Genomic DNA, 20,429 nt, shown 5'->3' on the forward strand with positions numbered 1-20,429 from the left:
TCGGGCCCGACCTGCCTACGGGCCGACCACGCCGGGTTCGACCTCCTCCAGGACGCGTTTCGACGAGGTCTGCGAGGGCCCCGCCCTATCCGCGGTAGGGGTCTTCCAGTACGGGGATGCACGGCGACAGCGCCGCCTCGACGTCCTCGTGCACCCGCCCCCGGACCATCCGCAGGACACGGACCTCGTTCTCGCGACCGGGGTCCTCGTCGTCACGCACGTGCATCACCCCGTACGAACCGGGCGCCAGGCGGCCGACCTCGCCGAAGAACGCCAGGACCTCCGGGTCACGGTGATTGCGGAAGCCGCCGAGGTGGACGAACAGCTCCCCGTTCATCCACCTCAGGTCGAGCAGACCGGGACCGGCGACCTCCTCGATCCGGGCGGCGACGGCCCCGGCGATCCGCCGGAGGCCGTCGTTGCCGAGTCCGCCCTCGCTGTCTTCGTCGGCGCTCTCCTGGACGTTGATCCAGCCGTGGTACTCGAACACGTCGTCAGAGCACCCGCCGGTAGCGGAGCTCGGAGAGGGTGACGTCGTCGTAGACGTCGTCCTGCGTGCCGCCGTCGGCCCGGTAGCCGGCCCGTTCGTAGAAGCGCCGGGCCCGTCGGTTGTCCTGGAGGACCCACAATGCCGACGTCTCGAAGTCCTGGCCCTTCATCGCGGCGTGGGCCTCGTCGAGGAGTCCGCGGCCGACGCCGGTGCCGATGAGGTCCGGCGCCACGTACAGGGCGTAGACCTCGCCCGCCCGGCCGTCGCCGGGGATCCCACTCCGGGGCGGTCCGAAGCAGACCCACCCCACCGGGCCGCGGTCACCGACCGCCACGAGGTCCCTGGACTCGCGCCCGGGGCGGGAGAACCACTGCCTGCGGCGGTCGGCATCCTCCTCGACCGTCATCGCGTCCAGGTAGGACCGGGGAACGATGCCGGCGTACGCCGCCTGCCAGCCCCGGACCCGGATCGCCGAGACGGCCTCGATGTCGGCCTCGTCCATCTCACGCACGCGCACATGCACCATCGCGCCAAGGTAACCGCGCCCGGCGCGCCGAACCACCGATTACCGGACGGGGGTTGAGACGGGCTACGCCGGTTCGACGGGCAGCCACAGCTCGCAGGTCGCGGTGCTGAAGTCCGCCGCGCGGTCGAGGGTGGCGACGATCGAGGGACCCGGCCGCAGGCGCCACGGGTTGGAGGGGAACCAGTCGGTCGCGGTCGCCGCCCAGGTCGTCTGCAGGGCCTGCGGATGCGGTCCGCTGGTACGGAAGACCGCCCACATCCCGCCCGGCACCTCGATGGTGTCGAGGCCGTCCGGGGCCGGGGTGTCCCCGCCCAGGGCGACTCCGTGCAGGTAGGTCAGTTCGCTGCCCTCCGTGGCGTCGGGGTCGAGGTCGTCGGAGACCTGCAGCAGGCCGCCCGGTTCGGTGTCGCTCAGGGCCTTCAGCCGCAGGTGTTCCTCCGGCGGCAGTGCGGTGATGTGCTCCTGGATGTGCGGGTTGACGCCCTGGTGGACGAGCGGGACCCGGGCGGCGTGTCCGACGAGCCGGAACGCGGGGCGGTTGACGAGGCGGGTGTCCATGGGGACGCTCCCTTCGACGGTCAGGCGGAACCTGAGCTGCGGTTGTGTACGCAAGGGGCCACCGGTCCGGCGTACGTCACCGGGCCCGGCTCCGTGGACCGCCCGGAAGGCGCGTCCGAACGCCTCGCTCGAGCCGTATCCGTGCCGGACCGCGATGCTCAGCAGATCCGTCTCGCCACGGACGACGTCGGCGGCGGCAACGGTCATGCGCCGCCGGCGCACGTACTCGGACAGCGGCATGCCGGCCAGGGACGAGAACATCCGGCGCAGGTGGTACTCGGTGGTGCCGAGCGACCCGGCCAGTCCCTGGACGTCGGGCTCCTCGGCGAGGTGCTCCTCGACGAGATCGACCAGCTGGTTGAGCGCAGAGATCACGGGGCCTCCTTTCGACTGCAACCCTCGCAGCGGCCGCCCCCACCGCACCCGACCGCCGCGAACCGATCCGATCAGGTCGGCCGGGTGACGGGCACCGGCCGACAGCGCCCGGCGGGCCGGCGACGCGAAGTGGCGGCTGCCACGACCGCGCCCGACGCGCCCGCCAGGACCTGCGCGAGGGCGTGGTCGCGCAGCACCACGCGGGACCAGCCGACGACGGCGACCACGGGACAGGCGAGGAGCACCCAGGGCCCGTGGGTCATGGCGAGGACGGCGACGCCCCCGGCGGACACGCCCGCGTGCACGCTCATCTTCCGCCGCGGTGAACAGGCAGCCGAGGAGGCCCCATCCGATCCCGGCGAGCCGGCCGGTGTGCCAGCCGACGAGGAGGGGAGAAGAGGTCTCGATCCTGCGGTCAGGTGACCTTGATCGTCCGAATCATATTGATCAGAAACGGTTTGGGTTCTGGCTTGTTGGAGGGGTGTGAGCGATCTGGTGGGGGACGCGCGGCATCTGTCGCCGTCGGCGCAGGAGGCCCTGCGGCTGCGGGCGGTGGCCGCGTTGGTGGCGGGGCGGGACCCTGAGGACGTAGCGGCGGTCTTCGGGGTGTCGCTGAAGGCGGTCGACAGCTGGTGGGCGAAGTGGCAGGCCGGCGGCCGGGAGGCGCTCGTCATGCAGCCGCGGGGCAAGCCGGTCGGGGTGCACCAGGTGCTCGGGGTAGAGCAGGCAGCCGTGCGGCAGGCGGTCCTCGATCACCGGCCCTGCGACGTGGGCCTGAGCGGGCAGTTGTGGACGCGGCGGCTGGTGGGCGAGCTGATCGCGAAGTTGTATCGGGTGCGGCTGACCGAGCCCGGGGTGGGCAAGTACCTGAGGCGGTGGGGGCTGTCCTTCCAGCGTCCGGACAAGCGGGCCGTGGAGCAGGACCCGCAGGCCGTGCGCCGCTGGCACGAGGAGACCTGGCCGGCGATCCAGGCAAAGACGAAGAAGGACGGCGGCGAGGTCCTGTTCGCCGACCAGGTCGGCATCCGCTCCGACCAGGTCACCGGCCGCACCTGGGGCGAGAAGGGCAGGACCCCCGTGGTGCGGCGGACTGGCAACCGGTTCTCGGTGAACGCGATGTCGGCGATCAGCACCAAGGGCCGGATGCACTTCATGGTCTTCGCCGAGAGCTTCACCGCCGAGGTGATGTGCCGCTTCCTGGACCGGCTCGCCGGCCACTTCGACCGCAAGGTCCATCTCGTGGTCGACGGGCACTCCGCCCACCGCTCCAAGAAGGTCCGCGACTGGCTCGCTGCCCACCCCGACGACGTCGAGCTGCACTTTCTGCCCCCGTACTCGCCCGAGCTGAACCCTGACGAGCTGGTCAACGCCGATCTCCAGTACAGCCTGCCCAAGCAGAACCGGGCCCGTAACCAGGCCGAACTCGCCGCCGAGACCCGTCGCTTCTTTCGGAGACGCCAGCGTCAGCCACACATTGTCCGCGGCTACTTCGGCGGCCCCCACCTCCGCTACGTCCTCGACCAGACCACATAAGTTTCTGATCAAGAAGGAACGTATGTTTGGTGGTATGTATGGCTCCGGCTCCCTGGGCGACAGCGCCGACCGCCACGGGAGCTGCTCTGCGACAACCAGCAGCAAACTCAAGGTGACCCTGGTGGCCGACAAGTCGTACAAGCCCGCCGGCTTCCGGATCAATAACGCCTACCCCATATCAGGAGACATCTATGCACGACCCAGAAGCCCAGCACGAGTGGCTGGCCTTCGACTTCGGGGTGACGGGACTTTGCGGTTCTTACCACAATGATTGGCCGCTGGACGCCCCGGGGCCGGTTGAGCATGCCCTGGCGTACTGGGGCCCGGACGGCGATCCCACCGGCTTGATCCTGGTCCTTGAGGACCTTGTACGGCTGGATCGCTCCCCTCTCACCCCTGCGGAACTGGACCTGCTGTGGGAAGCTCCGGGGGACCCGCTCGGTGGCTCTCCCACGTTCGGCGGAGCCCAACGGGCCTGGCTGGACCAACTGCTGGCAGCGCTTGCACCGCTCGCCCTGTCCCGGGGTGCTTCGGAATCGCAGTGGGCCGCGCTGACTGTGTGCATGCCCGACGGAACAGGACCGGCAGCAGTCGGACATCAACGCCTGATGACCGAGGTTCTCGACCTGACGAGTCTGCTGGACGGGGCGCGTGCCGCAAGGGAAGGCGAGTCGTTCGTGGCCACACGCGCGGCCATTGAACGGTGTGCAAGGGAGGTCTGTCCGGAGCTGGCCTTCCGGTTCCTGCTGCATGCCCTCGCGCGGTTCGACTGCCCGGTGTCCGCTGAGGTCTACAGTCGGCTCGAACGCGTGAGCACGGCCTTCGGGCACGGACCGTACGTGGTCGAAGCCCACCGCCACCGCGTGGAGTGACACCCGCCCCATTCGCAGGCCCTGGAGGGACCCGGCGGTCCGTCCAAGGCCTCTTTCGCATCCCCGCGCCTTCTGGACCGGTCGCAGCCCAGGAGACAGCGTTCACCCCGAAGGCGAGAGGGCGTGTGCCACCGCGCACTGAGGCCCAGCCGGGTCTGGCCGCCGACAGCGGCCCCCACGTCCACTACGTCCTCGACGGGAACCCCATGAGTTTCTGATCAATAGTGCCCCCGTCTGCCGGCGGGCGGGCGGATCGAGAGCGCATCTCGAATCCTGCGAGCGGTCAGTATGCGCTTGTGTTCCTTCTCGGGCGACCTGAAGAGGGCCGTCCGAGGTGGGTTTGACGGGCCGTCGATTGCTGAAATCTGGTGAATCTGCCGTCCGGCTGCACGGCGGGCAAGTGAATCGGGAAGGCTTCCCTGGATTCACCCGATTCCCTGGAGGAGTGGTGATCGGTTCCCCGTTGCAGTTCTTGCGAAATGCGTCCAAATCGCGCCAGGACGCGGTGATGATTATTTTTCCGATCGTCGTCACGGCGGGCTTCTTCCTGGCCTGCTGGAGTGCGGGAACCGCATTCGCCAAGAATTGCGACCCCTTGACCATGCTTCAGCTCGCCATCCCGCAGATCGGTGAACAGGGCAGTAAGTGTGAATCTCTGCCGTTCTGGGGAGATCTGGCGAGCATCACGCTGACCATCACCGCGGCCCTCTCCATCGCAGTCCACTTCGTGCTTGTCGCCAGACTTCAGCGACTCGGTGAGAAACTCACCGCATCCGGACTCGTGGTGGATACGAGTGAACTGCGCAGTGAGCTCGAAGGGCATCTTCTACGATGGAAATGCCATCCGGTCCTCCGGATCGTCCTGCTGCTCGTCTGTCTCCTCGGTTCGGTCTTCTTCTACATTCGTACGCACGACAGAAGTCAGGTGTTCGTCGGCCTTTCCCGGCAGACGTCCGGTCACACCTCTGCGGAGAGTTTCGAGAACACGTGGTGGATGAACTTCGAAAACCACCGCTACATCACGTCGGCCTGGCTCCTCCTCGGAGCGATCGGCGGCTATTACGCGGTGAAGCAGGGCGCGCTCTACCTGTATCTGGTCAGAGAGATTCGGAAAACCGACTGGGAGTTCCAGTACGTTCCGGCGCTGCGGGACGAAAACTTCGGATGGGCGCCGGTCGGCGAAATCATCAACATCGTGTACGTCGGATTCGTCAACTTCGCATTCGCTTCCGCCGTGCTGTTCTACGTCATGGGAAGTGAGCGCGGAGGTAACTGGCCCGAATTTGCGATTCTCGTCCTCGGGGTGCTGGCCCTACTCTTCAGCGCGGTTGCGCTGGGCATGTTGATCAAATTCATGGTGAAAAACCACAGGGGTGTCATCGACCGGGAGAAGATGCGTGTACTGGAGAACGCTTCCGACCCTACGGAGGTGGAATCCGCCGCTTACTGGATGGCCTACGGCACGCATCTTCACCTCGCTCCCCAGAGTTACCCGCTGAGAAGTCGTCTCAAGCCACTCCTGGCGCTCGCACCTGGTGTGTTCGCGCTCTCCCGCGTCTTTGCCGAGCTGCGTAAATAGGTTCAGGCTCCCTTGGAAGGCGAGCCTCAGTAGCTGTCGAGGATGCTCCCGACCGTTTCCGTGATCCGGTGCCGCCACTTGTGGCGGCGGTTGCAGTACTGGCGCGGGAACCAGCGCCGTTCCTGCGGAATCGGCTGGTTGCACCATTTGCACAGCACCGTACGGCCCCTGCTTGCGAAGTCCCCCATGCCGGTGACCCTACCGGCTGTTCTCCGGCCGGCTCATGGCGGGCGGTGCGGTGGCGGCCGGGACGGCAAGGTGGCGGAGCGGTCGGGCCCCGGCGAACCGCCGGGGCCCGCGAGGCAGCGGGCGGCTCGGACGGTGCGGGGGTGGAGTGCGGTCCCCGGCTCGGGTCAGCGTGGGGATTCGACCAGGCCGGTCGCGATGAGTTCCTTGGTGCGGGTGACTGCTTCCGCTATCTCGGGGTGCCGGCCCGCAGGCGGGTAGAAGTCGACCGCGCCGACCGCGCCGTGGTTCGCCCACAGGCAGGTGGTCATGGGGAAGGTCTCGAAGACGTTCTTCTGGCAGGTGATCGCGGCCGTCGTGGTGGTGACCGTCTCCGGCTCGCCGACCAGGGTACGTTCGTCCTCCTCCGCCAAGGACGTGCTGTACACGGTCCTGACGGTCTTGAGCGGGTCGGGAACGGCCCCGTAGAGGTCGTACTCGGCGGCGATGTGCGGCGCCGCCACCGTCCGCCCGCCGACGGCGAGGCTGATCCGGTCCGGCCCGTAGCAGACGTAGTCCTCGGAGTTCTTCTCTCCCTTGTGCGCGGGCAGGGAATCGTCCGCGCGGGCGCTGAGCCCGTACCGGGTCGAGCCGCGCTTGCGGTCGCAGGTCATGTTCCGGACCGACGGCACCCGGGACTTCTCGTACCGGACCCCGGTGTCCTTGCCGAGCAGCTCCGTCTCAGCCTTCGGCTCCGCCTTCGGCTCCACCCTCGGCTCCGCCTTCGGATCCGAAGCGTTACCACCGCACCCCGCCAGCAGCAGTACCAGCCCGGCGGCCCCCACCGCGCCCTTCCAACCGCGCACGTCCGCGCCCCCTCGCTGCTCGCACCGTCTGATGATCGACTTCGGAACCATAGGCGAGCCATGCCGGTTGGCCGGAATCCGGCGTTTCTGTGCATTTCTTCCCAGAGGAAGGCTCTGCCCGGGCTCCGCGGCTGCGGGGACGGGAGAGCCCCCACACCGTAGTCGGTGCGGGGGCAGCGGTGCGGGGGCATGCCTGGTCGGGCAGCGGCATCGCTCACGGCGCAGGATCGCACCCTTCTCGCCCTCGTACTCCGCGACGATCTGCAGCTTGTACTCGGGCTGAACGTGCGGCGCTTCGGCATGGGCGCCGGGTCGACTGCGGACGGACTGGTGCTCGTCATCAGGGTGGAACTCCTGCTCGGAGCCCTCTCAGGCAACCCCGCCGCAGCGAAATGTCTCTCCCAAGGCGTCAGAGTTCGACCGGGCTGTCGTCCGTACCGAGTTCGGCCCAGAACTTGCCGAAATCGTCAAGGCCGGCGAGCGGTGAAGACTGGGCGAGATCGACGATGCCTCGGACAACGGCGTGAACCATCTGCGGGTCCCCTGAGTCCATCGCCTGGTCAAGGCGGATGAACATCTCTTCACTGGTGTGCGCGCGCTCCGCGAAGACCCGCTTGAAGTAGAGCTTCAAGCTCTTCTCGGCCGCGTGGATGCGATCGACCTGGACATGCTCCGCCGCGGCGATGGCAGCGCGCTTCGTCTGCTCCTGCTGCCGAATCCTGCCGTACTCGCGGGCGGCCGCCACGATCTCGTTGAGGGCGGCGAACGCATCAGCGGTGGGAATCGGTGAGGACTTCGATCGCAGGACCTTGCCGGTGTGCACCGTGTCAGACATCCACGGCCTCCTTGATCAGGGTTCGGTACCTCATCTTGAAGCCGGCCGTCTCCTGGTTCAGGTCTCCGGATTCGTCGACGACTTGGGTCGACGCAACGTCGCGAACGGCCATGGTCAGCGTCAGCGCCTGCCGGAACGGAGCCGCGTGGTTCGCGGGGTCGAACGGCTCGGACTCGAGCAGGTCGAGGGCGGATGTCGCTCGCACGACAAGCTGGTCGAGCACCATCTCCAGTTCCTCGGCCCGTACGGTGATCGCGTCGAACTTCACCTTCGTCGCCTGCATCTCGGCGATGGCGACGCTGACCTCGGCCTCGTTCTCGCGAGCTTTGGTCTTCGCCTTCTCGCCCTGCCCGGCGACCACGAGGCCGCTCACGAGGATCGCGGGCCCTACCGTGACGAAGTTGAGGGCAGCGGCTCCGACCGCCATTCCGCCGCCGCCCGACGCAAGGCTGCCACCACCGAGTGCAGCCAGAGTCGCGTTCGTCATGGCCACTCCGGACAGGCTCGAGATGGCGGTACCGGTACTCGCGGTGGCGAGCGTGGTGACCGCGGCGGTGACCCCGGTGTTGATCCCGACCCCCGTCACCGCCGCCCGTACGATCCCGCGCATCCAGGAGACGGCGTCCTGCCCAAGACTCCGATCGAGCTTGACCTGTCCGGTCGTCGAGTCGAGTCCGTCCACCAAGAGCTTCTCGCTCTCCGACACCTGCTTCTCGTGGCGCCGCAGGAAGTCGGCCATGCGCTCGACGACCACGTGGAAGGCGTGCTCCTGGCGGGTGCCGAGGGCCTTCAGCTTCTCGTTCGTGACCAGCTCGTGCGCCTCGAGCTTGTGACGTTCCGCATCGTAGCGCTCTCCGGCCTTCCGGATACGGCTGTTGGCCTGCTTGATGTCATAGCCACCCTTGAGTCCAAGGGCCGCACCGCTCGCACCGCTGACGACCCCGACGCCCATCAGGACAAGCGGAACCAGAGGAAGGACCATCGAACTTCTCCCCATCGGATCACGGTGCTCGCAACCCTCGAATCGTAGTGTCATCGGGCCGGGCCTGCGGGAGAACGGAAAGGATGCCCCGCCTGGAGGCCTCATGGCCGACCAGGCCCGGCGCACCTGCGGGCGCCCTGCACCACGAGTCCGAGCTCGCCGTGCTCACCGGAAGCACGACCCGCGACGTCCCCGCTGAGGGCGCCGGGCGGCGGTGTCTGGCGACTGTCGGAGGCTTCGCCTAGATTGCGCGACATGGCGCTGAATGACATCACCCGATCCGCGGTTCTGCAGGCTGTCGAGGAGTACGACCGGCGGGGCCGGGACGCGTTCCTGGAGAAGTACCGGTTCGGCCCCGCTCGCCGCTACGTGCTCATGATCGATGGCAAGGAGTACGACTCCAAGGCCATCGTGGGGGCGGCGCACGGCCACCTCCCCGGCCTCGAGCCTTTGGGGAGTGACGAGTTCTCCGGCGGCAAGAACCACGCCGCCAAGCTGTTGGGCGACCTCGGTTTCGAAGTCGTGGCTCGCGACGCGGTCTGACGTCCCGGTGCCCGACACCGGGGGTCGGTGTCGGCCACCGAGTACGGAGTACGAGGGAACGACGCACATGGCTCTCCGGACGGGAGGAGAGCCATGTGCGTCATGAGCTGCTCAGACCTGGTCCTGCATAACCGGTATGCGCCGTCTCACGAGCCGAGCTGTCCACTGCGCACGCCCTCGACGATCACCGCGAACGAGCTCGGCGCGATGAGCAGCGCCGCTCCCTGCGGGGCCTTGCTGTCGCGGATCGCGATCTGGTGCCGGCATGTTGAGGTGTCGTGCCCCGTGCCGCCAAAGGGCACGACACCCCGCCGATCAGATGTCCCGGAAGATCTCGATCTGGGCGCCCACCGAGTTGAGGCGCTCGGCCAGTTCCTCGTAGCCGCGGTTGATGACGTAGACGTTGCGCAGCACCGAGGTGCCCTCGGCCGCCATCATCGCCAGGAGGACGACCACCGCCGGGCGGAGGGCCGGCGGGCACATCATCTCCGCCGCGCGCCAGCGGGTGGGGCCCTCGACCAGGACGCGGTGGGGGTCCAGCAGCTGGAGGCGGCCGCCCAGGCGGTTCAGGTCCGTCAGGTAGATGGCGCGGTTGTCGTACACCCAGTCGTGGATGAGGGTCTGGCCCTGGGCGACGGCGGCGATGGCCGCGAAGAAGGGGACGTTGTCGATGTTCAGCCCCGGGAAGGGCATCGGGTGGATCTTGTCGATCGGCGCCTCGAGCTTCGAGGGGCGGACCGTGAGGTCGACGAGCCGGGTGCGGCCGTTGTCCGCCGTGTACTCCGCCGAGCGGTCGTGGTCGAGGCCCATCTCCTCCAGCACCGCGAGCTCGATCTCCATGAACTCGATCGGCACCCGGCGGATCGTCAGCTCCGACTCCGTGACGACCGCGGCGGCGAGCAGGCTCATGGCCTCGACCGGGTCCTCGGAGGGGGAGTAGTCGACGTCCATGTCGATGTTCGGGACGCCGTGGACGGTGAGCGTGGTGGTGCCGACGCCCTCGACCTTGACGCCCAGCGCCTCCAGGAAGAAGCACAGGTCCTGGACCATGTAGTTGGAGGAGGCGTTGCGGATGACGGTCACGCCGTCGTGCCGGGCGGCCGCCAGCAGCGCGTTTTCGGTGACGGTGTCCCCGCGCTCGGTCAGCACGATCGGGCGGTCGGGGGAGACCCCGGTCGCGACCTTCGCGTGGTAGATGCCCTCGGTCGCGGTGATGTCCAGGCCGAAGCGGCGCAGGGCGATCATGTGCGGCTCGATGGTGCGGGTGCCGAGGTCGCAGCCGCCGGCGTACGGCAGACGGAAGGTCTCCATCCGGTGCAGCAGGGGGCCCAGGAACATGATGATGCTCCGGGTCCGGCGGGCCGCGTCCGCGTCCATGGCCTCCATGTCGAGGCGGGCCGGCGGGACCAGCTCCAGGTCCACGCCGTCGTTGATCCAGCGGCTGCGGACGCCGATGGAGTTCAGGACCTCCAGGAGACGGTAGACCTCCTCGATGCGGGCCACCCGGCGCAGCACGGTACGGCCCTTGTTGAGCAGCGAGGCGCAGAGCAGGGCGACGCACGCGTTCTTGCTCGTCTTGACGTCGATGGCGCCGGAAAGGCGTCGGCCGCCGACTACGCGCAGGTGCATCGGGCCGGCGTAGCCGAGGGAGACGATCTCGCTGTCGAGAGCTTCACCGATTCGGGCGATCATCTCAAGGCTGATGTTCTGGTTGCCGCGCTCGATCCGGTTCACTGCGCTCTGGCTGGTGCCGAGGGCTTCGGCGAGCTGACTCTGTGTCCAGCCCCGGTGTTGCCGGGCGTCACGGATGAGCTTGCCGATGCGTACGAGGTAGTCGTCTGCCATGGGGGCACCGTATCTCACATATGAGATGACTCCCGCGTCGGGTGTGGCAGACGGGTGTGTCGCCCGGCATGTCGGGCGGGTGGGCCGGTGCCGCCTGGAGGGTTACTGACCGTCAGATCCCATGGCGGGGCCGCCGTGTGCGTGATGCTCGACGATCCGCCCCAGCAGGCGGGTGAGCTGCTCGCGCTCCGCCGCCGACAGGGGGGTCAGGAGTTCACCCTGGGCCGCGTCGAGGAGCTGCTCCAGTCGCCGCAGCCGCCGCCGGCCGAGCGGGGTGAGGGTGATGACGTTGCGCCGGCGGTCCTCGGGATCGGGGGCGCGCTCGACCAGTTCGCGCCCGGCGAGTTCGTTGATGACGGCGACCAGGTCGCTGCGGTGGATGCCGGTGCGGTCGCTCAGTGCGGCCTGGCTCGCCGGACCGGACTCCTCCAGGGCGACCAGAACCGCATAGTGCCATTTATGGGCATCTGCCCGGCCCAGGGCCTCGGTCACCAGGCGCTGTGCGTGGGTGGACGCCTGTCCCAGTAGCCGACTGGGCAGTTCACGCAGCCGCGCGGGGACGGCCGCGCCCCCGTTCTCTCCCGTGGTCATGGGGTGATGTTACGTGCTTGCGTTGGTGTCACTAACGATATAGCTTCGTTCGCGCCACCAACGTTAGTCACGCGAACGATTATGGAAGGGGTCTCCCATGGCCACGATCGACGTACTCGACTCGACGATGTACTACGAGGACCGGGGCGAGGGCACGCCCTTCGTCTTCCTGCACGGCAATCCCACCTCCTCCCATCTCTGGCGGCACGTGCTGCCCCGGATCGAGGGCCCGGTACGGGTCCTGGCCCCCGACCTCATCGGCATGGGCCGATCCGGCAAGCCGGGCGGGGAGTACACCTTCGCCGACCACGCCCGCTACCTGGACGCGTGGTTCGACGCACTCGGGCTCGACGAGGTGGTGCTGGTCGGTCAGGACTGGGGCGGCGCGCTCGCCTTCGACCGGGCCGCCCGCCACCCCGGGCGGGTGCGCGGGATCGCCTTCATGGAGACGATCGTGCGCCCGATGGGGTGGGAGGAGTACCCGCCCGCCGCGCGTGCCCGGTTCGAGGCGATACGCACCCCCGGAGTCGGGGAGGGGATGGTCCTCGACCGGAACATCTTCATCGAGGACAGCATCCTGCAGACCGTGCTCACCCCGATGGCCGAGGAGGACCGCGCGGTCTACGGCGCCCCGTACCCGACCCGCGAGAGCCGCCTGCCCATGCTGCAGTGGGCCCGCTCGCTGCCGATCGGAGGAGAGCCGGCCGACGTCGTCGCCGTCGTCGAGCGGTACGACGCCTGGCTGGCCGACAGCCCCGAGGTGCCCAAACTCCTGCTCACCTTCGACGGCTCGCCCGCCCTGATGGTCGGCGCGGAGGCGGCCGCCTGGTGCGAGCGGAACATTTCGGCGCTGGAGAGCGAGTACTGCGGGGCCGCGGCACACCTCTGTCCGGAGGACCGGCCCGAGGAGATCGCCGCCGCCGTCAACGCCTGGGCCGCCCGCCACGCGCTCGCCGGGTGAGCCGCGCCGACGCAGCCCCGGGTTCCGTGCCGCCCGCGCCCGCGCCCGCGCCTACGCCGCCCCCGCGCCTACGCCGCCCCCGCGCCTACGCCGCCCCCGCGCCTACGCCGCCCCGCGCCTACGCCGCGCCGCGTCGGCCCAGGACCGGGTCCGCGATCAGCCTGGCCGGTGCGCACAGGGTCTGGCCGTGCCGGGCGAAGAGGTCGTCGCGCGAGGTGTAGTGGCCGAGGTCGGCCACGACGTACGCCGACAGGTCGCACGCGGCGCCCGCTCCGCCGCCGCTCGGGCAGGCTGCCGGCGCCGCGTCCCAGTCGATCGCCGTCCGGGACAGCGCCTCGAAGAGGGTCTCCGGTCCGGCATTGGTGAAACCCCCGCCCCGCTCCGCGGCCACGGGCCGCAGCCCGCCGAGGAGTTCCGACACCGTCAGCCAGGAGGCCGGGGTCCCGATCCGGAACTCCGGCCAGGCCAACAGCACCCGGTCCGGGACGATCCGGCGCAGCCGGGGGAACCGCGGGTACCAGAACGTGCCGTCCACCAGCAGGCCGCGCACCCGCGTGGGCACCCCGTACGCCCGTGCCACCGCCTCCAGCACGGCCATCCGCTGACTGCACGACCCCCGCCCGCGGCGCAGCACCTCCGACACGGGCCGCCCGTCCTGGACGGAGTAGACCGGCCGGACGGCCGCCGAGATCCAGGTGTGGGCCCGGTGCAGGGCCTCGATCCGCCGCGCGGGGCCCACCCGGCCCACCGGGTCCGCCGGATCCCCGGCGGCCGGCGCCGCGCCCAGCTCCCGCACGAGTGCGGTGACCCGCGGGTCCCGCCAGTCCAGGATCCGGGTGGGGGCGGTGCTCCCCTCCGGCACCGCCCCGCCGGACGACTCCCCCGGCGATGCGCCGGACGACTCGCCGAACGCCACACCGGACAGCAGTGAACTCGTCATGGAGGCGTCCCTTCGTCGAGCCCTCCCCCCGAGGGCCGGACGTATCCTGACAGAAAATCTGAACACGTTCAACGCTTGGCCGTCGCCCGCCGCGCCGCACGGCACCCCCCTGGCCGCGGGCTCCCGCCGGCGCGTTCAGGGCATGCGGAAGCGCCCTCCCGGCCCGCCGCCCCTCCGGGCGCGGGTGCGCGCCTCGTCGTCGCGGCCGGACATGTACTAGAGTTATCTCGACATCGAGATATCTGCCGAAGGCGTACCGCAGCCGCCCCCGCTGGTAAGGGCTACCTAACTTAGCCTTACCTTAGCGGATTGGCCAAGGGGCGTGGCGGCAGGATGCGGTAAACGCGCGAATTCATGCATGAAGGAGACTGTCGTGTCGGCGAACAGCTTCGACGCCCGCAGCACGCTGCAGGTGGGCGACGAGTCGTACGAGATCTTCCGGCTGGACAAGGTCGAGGGCTCCGCCCGCCTGCCCTACAGCCTGAAGGTGCTGCTGGAGAACCTGCTCCGCACCGAGGACGGCGCGAACATCACCGCCGACCACATCCGGGCGCTCGGCGGCTGGGACTCCCAGGCCCAGCCCAGCCAGGAGATCCAGTTCACGCCGGCCCGCGTGATCATGCAGGACTTCACCGGCGTCCCCTGCGTCGTGGACCTCGCCACGATGCGTGAGGCCGTGAAGGCCCTCGGCGGCGACCCGGCGAAGATCAACCCGCTCTCGCCCGCCGAGATGGTCATCGACCACTCGGTCATCGCCGACAAGTTCGGCACGAAGGACGCCTTCGCGCAGAACGTCGAGCTGGAGTACGGCCGCAACAAGGAGCGCTACCAGTTCCTGCGCTGGGGCCAGACCGCCTTCGACGACTTCAAGGTCGTCCCCCCGGGCACCGGCATCGTCCACCAGGTCAACATCGAGCACCTGGCCCGCACGGTCATGGTCCGGGGTGGCCAGGCCTACCCCGACACCCTCGTCGGCACCGACTCGCACACCACCATGGTCAACGGCCTCGGTGTGCTGGGCTGGGGCGTCGGTGGCATCGAGGCCGAGGCCGCGATGCTCGGCCAGCCGGTCTCCATGCTGATCCCGCGCGTCGTCGGCTTCAAGCTGACCGGCGAGCTGCCCACCGGCACCACCGCCACCGACCTGGTGCTGACCATCACCGAGATGCTGCGCAAGCACGGTGTCGTCGGCAAGTTCGTCGAGTTCTACGGTGAGGGCGTCGCCGCCACCTCCCTCGCGAACCGCGCCACCATCGGCAACATGTCGCCGGAGTTCGGCTCCACCGCCGCGACCTTCCCGATCGACGGCGAGACGCTGAAGTACCTCCGTCTCACCGGCCGCTCCGAGCAGCAGGTCGCGCTCGTCGAGGCGTACGCCAAGGAGCAGGGCCTGTGGCTGGACCCGGCCGCCGAGCCGGACTTCTCCGAGAAGCTGGAGCTCGACCTCTCCACGGTCGTCCCCTCCATCGCCGGCCCGAAGCGCCCGCAGGACCGTATCGTCCTGGCGAACGCCGCTGAGCAGTTCGCCCAGGACGTCCGCAACTACGTCGACGAGGTCGACGAGGCGGGCAAGGAGTCCTTCCCGGCCTCCGACGCCCCGGCGAACCACCCGAACGGCAGCCCCTCGAAGCCCACCCTGGTCACCCTGGCCGACGGCTCCTCCTTCGAGATCGACCACGGCGCCGTCACCGTCGCCGCGATCACCTCCTGCACCAACACCTCGAACCCCTACGTCATGGTCGCCGCGGCGCTCGTGGCGAAGAAGGCGGTCGAGAAGGGCCTGACCCGCAAGCCGTGGGTCAAGACCACCCTGGCCCCGGGCTCGAAGGTCGTCACCGACTACTTCGACAAGGCCGGCCTGACCCCGTACCTCGACAAGATGGGCTTCAACCTCGTCGGGTACGGATGCACCACCTGCATCGGCAACTCCGGTCCGCTGGACGAGGAGATCTCGAAGGCGATCAACGAGCACGACCTCGCGGTCACCTCGGTGCTCTCCGGCAACCGCAACTTCGAGGGCCGGATCAACCCCGACGTCAAGATGAACTACCTGGCCTCCCCGCCGCTGGTCGTCGCGTACGCCATCGCGGGCTCCATGAAGGTGGACATCACCCAGGACGCCATCGGCACCGACACCGAGGGCAACCCGGTCTTCCTGAAGGACATCTGGCCTTCCGAGGCCGAGGTCAACGACGTCGTGGCGAACGCCATCGGCGAGGACATGTTCAGCAAGTCCTACAGCGACGTCTTCGCGGGCGACGCCCAGTGGCAGGCGCTGTCGATCCCGACCGGCAACACCTTCGAGTGGGACCCGCAGTCCACCTACGTCCGCAAGCCCCCTTACTTCGAGGGCATGACCATGGAGACCACCCCGGTCTCCGACATCGCCGGCGCCCGCGTGCTGGCGAAGCTGGGCGACTCGGTCACCACCGACCACATCTCCCCGGCCGGTGCGATCAAGGCCGACACCCCGGCCGGCAAGTACCTCACCGAGCACGGCGTCGAGCGCCGCGACTTCAACTCCTACGGTTCCCGCCGCGGCAACCACGAGGTCATGATCCGCGGTACCTTCGCCAACATCCGTCTGCGCAACCAGATCGCGCCGGGCACCGAGGGCGGCTTCACCCGCGACTTCACCGTCGAGGGCGGCCCGGTCTCCTTCATCTACGACGCCTCGCAGAACTACCAGGCCGCCGGCATTCCGCTGGTCATCCTGGCCGGCAAGGAGTACGGCTCCGGCTCGTCCCGCGACTGGGCGGCCAAGGGCACCGCGCTGCTCGGCGTCAAGGCCGTCATCGCCGAGTCCTACGAGCGCATCCACCGCTCCAACCTGATCGGCATGGGCGTCCTGCCCCTGCAGTTCCCCGAGGGCGCCACCGCGGCCTCGCTGGGCCTCACCGGCGAGGAGACCTTCTCCTTCACCGGTGTGGAGGAGCTGAACAACGGCACCACCCCGCGCACCGTCAAGGTCAGCACCGACACCGGTGTGGAGTTCGACGCGGTCGTCCGCATCGACACGCCGGGTGAGGCCGACTACTACCGCAACGGCGGCATCATGCAGTACGTCCTGCGGAACCTCATCCGCGGCTAAGGGCGCGCCAGGCGGAGCGATCCGCCGTCTGTCGGCACCATAGGGCCGTACCCCCGACGAGGGGGTGCGGCCCTTGTCGCTTTCCGCGGCGGCGGTCCCGGATGACGGACAGGTCTCAACTCGGAAAAGCCGGGAACGATCCTTGTGCACGATCTTGCTCAGTCGAGCGGAAGTGGACTATACCTGTGCCCGTCCGGGCCGCCACTGTGTGACGAGCGGCCCCGGGCCGGGGGATGCCGGGGGACCTGCGGTGATGCCCGCATGCACGGTAACTGCCGCGATTTCCGGCCTCCTTCACACTTCTGACGAAGGCGAGGACATGAGCATGGGATCCACTGGTGAGGGCCTCGGCCGCCGTGATCTGATCAAGCGTTCCGCAGCGCTCGGGCTGATCAGCGTGCCGACGATGAGCTTCCTGTCCGCCTGTGCCTCCGGCGGTGGGGACACGACGAAGGGCCCCGACAAGGCGGCCGTCTCCAAGGAGAACCCCTTCGGCGTCTCGAAGGGGGGCAAGATGGACGTCGTCGTCTTCAAGGGCGGCTTCGGCGACGACTACGCGAAGGCCTGGGAGGCCGCCTTCGACAAGAAGTGGGGCACCACCAGCTCCCACCTCGGCACCCAGGAGATCACCGGCAAGCTCCAGACCCGCTTCAACGGCGGCAACCCGCCGGACGTCGTCGACAACTCCGGTGCCCAGAAGATCAAGCTGGACGTGCTCTTCAAGAGCAACCAGCTCGCCGACCTCACCCCCGTGCTGGACGCGCCCTCCCTCGACGACCCGACCAAGAAGGTCCGCGACACGCTCATCGCGGGCACCATCGAACAGGGTACGCAGGGCGGCAAGTTCGTCTCGCTGAACTACGTCTACACCGTCTACGGCTTCTGGTACTCCGGGAAGCTCTTCAAGGAGAAGGGCTGGACGCCGCCCAAGACCTGGGACGAGTTCCTCGCGGTCTGCGCCAAGGCCAAGGAGGCCGGCCTCGGCGGCCTCGCCCACCAGGGCAAGTACCCGTACTACATCAACGTCGTCATCATGGACCTGATCGCCAAGAAGGGCGGTCTGGAGGCCATGAAGGCCATCGACAACCTGGAGCCGAACGCCTTCGAGGGCAGCGCGGCCGCCCTCGCCGCCGTCGAGGCGGTCTACGAGGTGGTCGAGAAGGACCTGCTGCTGCCCGGCACGAACGGCCTGACCCACACCGAGTCCCAGACCTCCTGGAACCAGTACAAGGCCGCCTTCATCCCGTCCGGCTCCTGGCTGGAGAACGAGCAGCTCAAGCAGACGCCGGACGACTTCGACATGCAGTTCCTGCCGGTCCCGGTGCTCGCCGACAGCAAGCTGCCCTTCGAGGCCATCCGGGCCGGCGCGGGCGAGCCCTTCATCGTCCCGGAGAAGGCCGCCAACAAGCCCGGCGGTCTGGAGTTCATCCGTTCGATGCTGTCCCGCGAATGGTCGACCATCTTCGCCCAGCAGGCCAACTCACTCACCGTGGTCAAGGACGGCGTGGACCCGGGCGTGAAACTGCGTCCCGGCACCCAGTCGGCGGTGGCCGCTCTCAAGGCGGCGGGATCGAACACCTTCAACTACCTTTATCCCGACTGGTACAGCGAGATGGACACGGCGATCCAGGACGCGTCCAACGAGCTGATGGCCAAGCGGATTCAGCCGAAGGAGTGGATCAGGCGGGCCCAGGCGGCGGTGAACAAGGCGGCGCAGGATCCCAACGCCAAGAACAACCGTCGCAGCTGACAGCACGCCCCACCGGTCACCGGCACACAGGGACGGACACCATGAGCCAAGTAGTCCAGGGCCGGGGACGGGCCGGCTTCATCGCCGGCTTCCTCCTCGCACCCCTCGCGCTGTACCTGACCTTCGTCATCTGGCCGTACGTACAGACGTTCGGCTACTCCTTCACCAACTGGTCGGGTCAGTCGCCCACGTTCGACTTCGTCGGCATGGACAACTACTCCGCCCTGCTGAAGGACGAGGTCTTCCGCGGAGCCCTCTGGAACAACCTGCTGCTCCTGGTGTTCGTCCCGGTGGTCACCATCCTGCTCGCCCTCTTCTTCGCCTTCATGGTGAACGCGGGCGGGCGGGGCGGGGCCGGCGGCGTACAGGGCGTGGCGGGCTCACGCCTCTACAAGGTCGTCTACTTCTTCCCGCAGGTCCTCTCCCTCGCCATCCTCGCGGTCCTCTTCGGCGCCGTGTACCGCACCGACGAGGGCGGCCTGCTCAACGGCGTCCTCATCCGCCTCGGCGTCGTCGACCGGCTGCATCCGATCGAATGGCTGAACGAGCCGAGGCTCGTCCTGTGGTGCCTGCTCCTCGTGGTGGTCTGGCACGGCGTGGGCTTCTACCTCGTCCTCTTCTCCGCGGCCATGCAGTCCATCCCCAAGGACATCTACGAGGCGGCCCTCCTCGACGGGGCGGGACGCGCGCAGACCTTCTTCAGGGTCACCCTGCCCCTGCTCTGGGACTCCGTACAGACGTCCGCGGTCTATCTGGGCATCGCCGCGATGGACATGTTCGTCCTGGTGTCGACGATGACCTCCGGCCAGTTCGGCGGCGGCCCCGACCACCACAGCGAGGTCATGGCCACGGTCCTGATGCGGAACTTCCTCTACTTCGGCAAGAGCGGCTACGCCTGCGCCATGGGCGTGGTCATGCTCGTCCTCACCATGATCCTTTCCGTCATCACGCTGCGCGCCACCCGCCGCGAGCGCATCGAGTTCTGAGCGGGAGACCGTCATGACCACAGTGATCAAGGCTCCGGGCGAATCCGCGGCGGAGCGCTCCGGCGGAACCGGACCCGGCGGGCAGCGCAGCGGCGGACGCTCCGAGGGCATGGTCCTCAACGTCTTCTCCCACGGCTTCCTCGTCGTCTGGGCCGTGATGATCGTGCTGCCGCTGATCTGGCTGGCGCTCGGCTCCTTCAAGACCGACGCGCAGATCGGCGGCTCGGCCCTCAGCTGGCCCGCCAACTGGAACTTCGACGCGTTCGGGCGGGCGTGGGACAAGGGCATCGGCGACTACTTCGCCAACACCCTCGTCGTGATGGTGTTCTCCGTTCCGCTGACGATGCTGTTCGGCTCGATGGCGGCGTACGTCCTGGCCCGCTACCCCTTCCCGGGCAACCGCTTCATCTACTACTTCTTCGTCAGCGGGGCGATGTTCCCCGTGTTCCTCGCGCTCGTCCCGCTGTTCTTCATGGTCAAGCGGTTCGACATGCTGAACACGTACCAGGGGCTGATCCTCGTGTACGTGGCGTACTCGATGCCGTTCACCGTCTTCTTCATGCACTCGTTCTTCCGCACGCTGCCGACGGCGGTGCACGAGGCGGCGGTGATCGACGGCGCCTCCGACACCCGGATCTTCTTCCAGGTGATGGTGCCGATGGCCAAGCCCGGCCTGATCAGCGTCGGGATCTTCAACGTCCTGGGCCAGTGGAACCAGTACATCCTGCCCTCCGTGCTGATGCAGCCCCAGACCGGATCGGACCCCGAGCGCTATCTGCTCACCCAGGGTCTGATCCAGCTCCAGCAGCAGCAGGGCTACGAGACCGACCTGCCCGTGCTCTTCGCCGGCGTGACCATCGCGATGATCCCCATGCTGGTGGTCTACCTGTCCTTCCAGCGCCAGATCCAGGCGGGCCTGACCTCGGCGACACTGAAGTAGC

At 68.4% G+C, this 20,429-nt stretch carries 21 protein-coding genes; 9 read left to right on the forward strand and 12 right to left on the reverse strand.

Annotated elements, in window-relative coordinates; genetic code table 11:
* Positions 1–85 precede the first annotated feature (85 nt).
* The 4 genes from NRK68_RS26535 to NRK68_RS26550 form a co-directional block, all read right to left on the reverse strand.
* Positions 86–490, reverse strand: a complete 405-nt coding sequence (locus NRK68_RS26535; protein ID WP_257856960.1) for an Imm7 family immunity protein — start codon at positions 488–490, stop codon at positions 86–88.
* 4 nt (positions 491–494) lie between these two features.
* A complete protein-coding gene (locus NRK68_RS26540) occupies positions 495–1,016 on the reverse strand; it encodes a GNAT family N-acetyltransferase (RefSeq protein ID WP_257856961.1) in 522 nt (173 codons plus the stop codon).
* 63 nt (positions 1,017–1,079) lie between these two features.
* On the reverse strand, positions 1,080–1,949 hold the full coding sequence (locus tag NRK68_RS26545) for an AraC family transcriptional regulator (RefSeq protein ID WP_257856962.1): 870 nt from the start codon (positions 1,947–1,949) through the stop codon (positions 1,080–1,082).
* 71 nt (positions 1,950–2,020) lie between these two features.
* Positions 2,021–2,260 carry a hypothetical protein gene (locus tag NRK68_RS26550; protein WP_257856963.1) on the reverse strand — a complete coding sequence of 80 codons (240 nt, stop codon included), beginning with the start codon at positions 2,258–2,260 and terminating at the stop codon, positions 2,021–2,023.
* A 172-nt stretch (positions 2,261–2,432) separates the two neighbouring features.
* Here NRK68_RS26550 and NRK68_RS26555 point away from each other — a divergent pair, with 172 nt between their 5' ends.
* From NRK68_RS26555 to NRK68_RS26565, 3 genes are all read left to right on the forward strand, one after another.
* Positions 2,433–3,482, forward strand: a complete 1,050-nt coding sequence (locus NRK68_RS26555; protein WP_257856964.1) for an IS630 family transposase — start codon at positions 2,433–2,435, stop codon at positions 3,480–3,482.
* A gap of 191 nt (positions 3,483–3,673) precedes the next feature.
* Entirely contained in the window at positions 3,674–4,354 is a 681-nt protein-coding gene (locus NRK68_RS26560) for a hypothetical protein (RefSeq protein WP_183068393.1), read from the forward strand.
* A gap of 448 nt (positions 4,355–4,802) precedes the next feature.
* On the forward strand, positions 4,803–5,933 hold the full coding sequence (locus tag NRK68_RS26565) for a hypothetical protein (protein WP_183068394.1): 1,131 nt from the start codon (positions 4,803–4,805) through the stop codon (positions 5,931–5,933).
* A gap of 26 nt (positions 5,934–5,959) precedes the next feature.
* On the opposite strand, the gene NRK68_RS26570 is transcribed toward NRK68_RS26565, so the two are convergent.
* The 4 genes from NRK68_RS26570 to NRK68_RS26585 all read right to left on the reverse strand — a co-directional run bounded on the left by NRK68_RS26570 (position 5,960) and on the right by NRK68_RS26585 (position 8,751).
* A complete protein-coding gene (locus NRK68_RS26570; RefSeq protein ID WP_183068395.1) occupies positions 5,960–6,121 on the reverse strand; it encodes a hypothetical protein in 162 nt (53 codons plus the stop codon).
* 165 nt (positions 6,122–6,286) lie between these two features.
* Positions 6,287–6,964, reverse strand: a complete 678-nt coding sequence (locus tag NRK68_RS26575) for a hypothetical protein (protein WP_183068396.1) — start codon at positions 6,962–6,964, stop codon at positions 6,287–6,289.
* A gap of 409 nt (positions 6,965–7,373) precedes the next feature.
* On the reverse strand, positions 7,374–7,799 hold the full coding sequence (locus NRK68_RS26580) for a hypothetical protein (protein WP_183068397.1): 426 nt from the start codon (positions 7,797–7,799) through the stop codon (positions 7,374–7,376).
* The gene (locus tag NRK68_RS26585) at positions 7,792–8,751 is read right to left on the reverse strand and encodes a hypothetical protein (RefSeq protein ID WP_257856965.1); all 960 of its coding nucleotides are present in this window, start codon (positions 8,749–8,751) and stop codon (positions 7,792–7,794) included. The genes NRK68_RS26580 and NRK68_RS26585 overlap by 8 nt, the downstream gene beginning before the upstream one ends.
* 285 nt (positions 8,752–9,036) lie before the next feature.
* Between NRK68_RS26585 and NRK68_RS26590 the strand changes: the two genes are divergently transcribed.
* Positions 9,037–9,324 carry a ScoMcrA-related endonuclease gene (locus NRK68_RS26590; RefSeq protein ID WP_257856966.1) on the forward strand — a complete coding sequence of 96 codons (288 nt, stop codon included), beginning with the start codon at positions 9,037–9,039 and terminating at the stop codon, positions 9,322–9,324.
* Positions 9,325–9,470: 146 nt separating this feature from the next.
* Here NRK68_RS26590 and NRK68_RS26595 read toward each other — a convergent pair whose 3' ends face one another.
* The 3 genes from NRK68_RS26595 to NRK68_RS26605 form a co-directional block, all read right to left on the reverse strand.
* Positions 9,471–9,626, reverse strand: coding sequence for a DUF397 domain-containing protein (locus NRK68_RS26595; protein WP_257856967.1), 156 nt, complete (start codon positions 9,624–9,626; stop codon positions 9,471–9,473).
* A gap of 13 nt (positions 9,627–9,639) precedes the next feature.
* Positions 9,640–11,169, reverse strand: a complete 1,530-nt coding sequence (locus NRK68_RS26600; protein ID WP_257856968.1) for a helix-turn-helix domain-containing protein — start codon at positions 11,167–11,169, stop codon at positions 9,640–9,642.
* Positions 11,170–11,271: 102 nt separating this feature from the next.
* A complete protein-coding gene (locus tag NRK68_RS26605) occupies positions 11,272–11,760 on the reverse strand; it encodes a MarR family winged helix-turn-helix transcriptional regulator (RefSeq protein ID WP_183068401.1) in 489 nt (162 codons plus the stop codon).
* A 97-nt stretch (positions 11,761–11,857) separates the two neighbouring features.
* Here NRK68_RS26605 and NRK68_RS26610 point away from each other — a divergent pair, with 97 nt between their 5' ends.
* On the forward strand, positions 11,858–12,721 hold the full coding sequence (locus NRK68_RS26610) for a haloalkane dehalogenase (RefSeq protein WP_257856970.1): 864 nt from the start codon (positions 11,858–11,860) through the stop codon (positions 12,719–12,721).
* Between the two features lie 118 nt (positions 12,722–12,839).
* Here the strand turns inward: NRK68_RS26610 and NRK68_RS26615 are convergent, their stop codons facing one another.
* Positions 12,840–13,661, reverse strand: a complete 822-nt coding sequence (locus tag NRK68_RS26615; RefSeq protein ID WP_257856971.1) for a transglutaminase domain-containing protein — start codon at positions 13,659–13,661, stop codon at positions 12,840–12,842.
* Between the two features lie 373 nt (positions 13,662–14,034).
* On the opposite strand from NRK68_RS26615, the gene acnA reads away from it, so the two are divergent.
* The 4 genes from acnA (at position 14,035) to NRK68_RS26635 (ending at position 20,428) form a co-directional block, all read left to right on the forward strand.
* The gene (gene acnA, locus NRK68_RS26620; RefSeq protein ID WP_308296294.1) at positions 14,035–16,752 is read left to right on the forward strand and encodes an aconitate hydratase AcnA; all 2,718 of its coding nucleotides are present in this window, start codon (positions 14,035–14,037) and stop codon (positions 16,750–16,752) included.
* Positions 16,753–17,077: 325 nt separating this feature from the next.
* Complete coding sequence (gene ngcE, locus NRK68_RS26625; protein ID WP_373023710.1) at positions 17,078–18,502, forward strand: N-acetylglucosamine/diacetylchitobiose ABC transporter substrate-binding protein; 1,425 nt, start codon at positions 17,078–17,080, stop codon at positions 18,500–18,502.
* A 41-nt stretch (positions 18,503–18,543) separates the two neighbouring features.
* Positions 18,544–19,488, forward strand: coding sequence for a carbohydrate ABC transporter permease (locus NRK68_RS26630; RefSeq protein ID WP_183068406.1), 945 nt, complete (start codon positions 18,544–18,546; stop codon positions 19,486–19,488).
* A 13-nt stretch (positions 19,489–19,501) separates the two neighbouring features.
* Positions 19,502–20,428, forward strand: a complete 927-nt coding sequence (locus NRK68_RS26635; RefSeq protein WP_183068407.1) for a carbohydrate ABC transporter permease — start codon at positions 19,502–19,504, stop codon at positions 20,426–20,428.
* Position 20,429 lies beyond the last annotated feature (1 nt).

The organism is Streptomyces yangpuensis (genome assembly GCF_024666385.1).
GTDB lineage: Bacteria > Actinomycetota > Actinomycetes > Streptomycetales > Streptomycetaceae > Streptomyces > Streptomyces yangpuensis.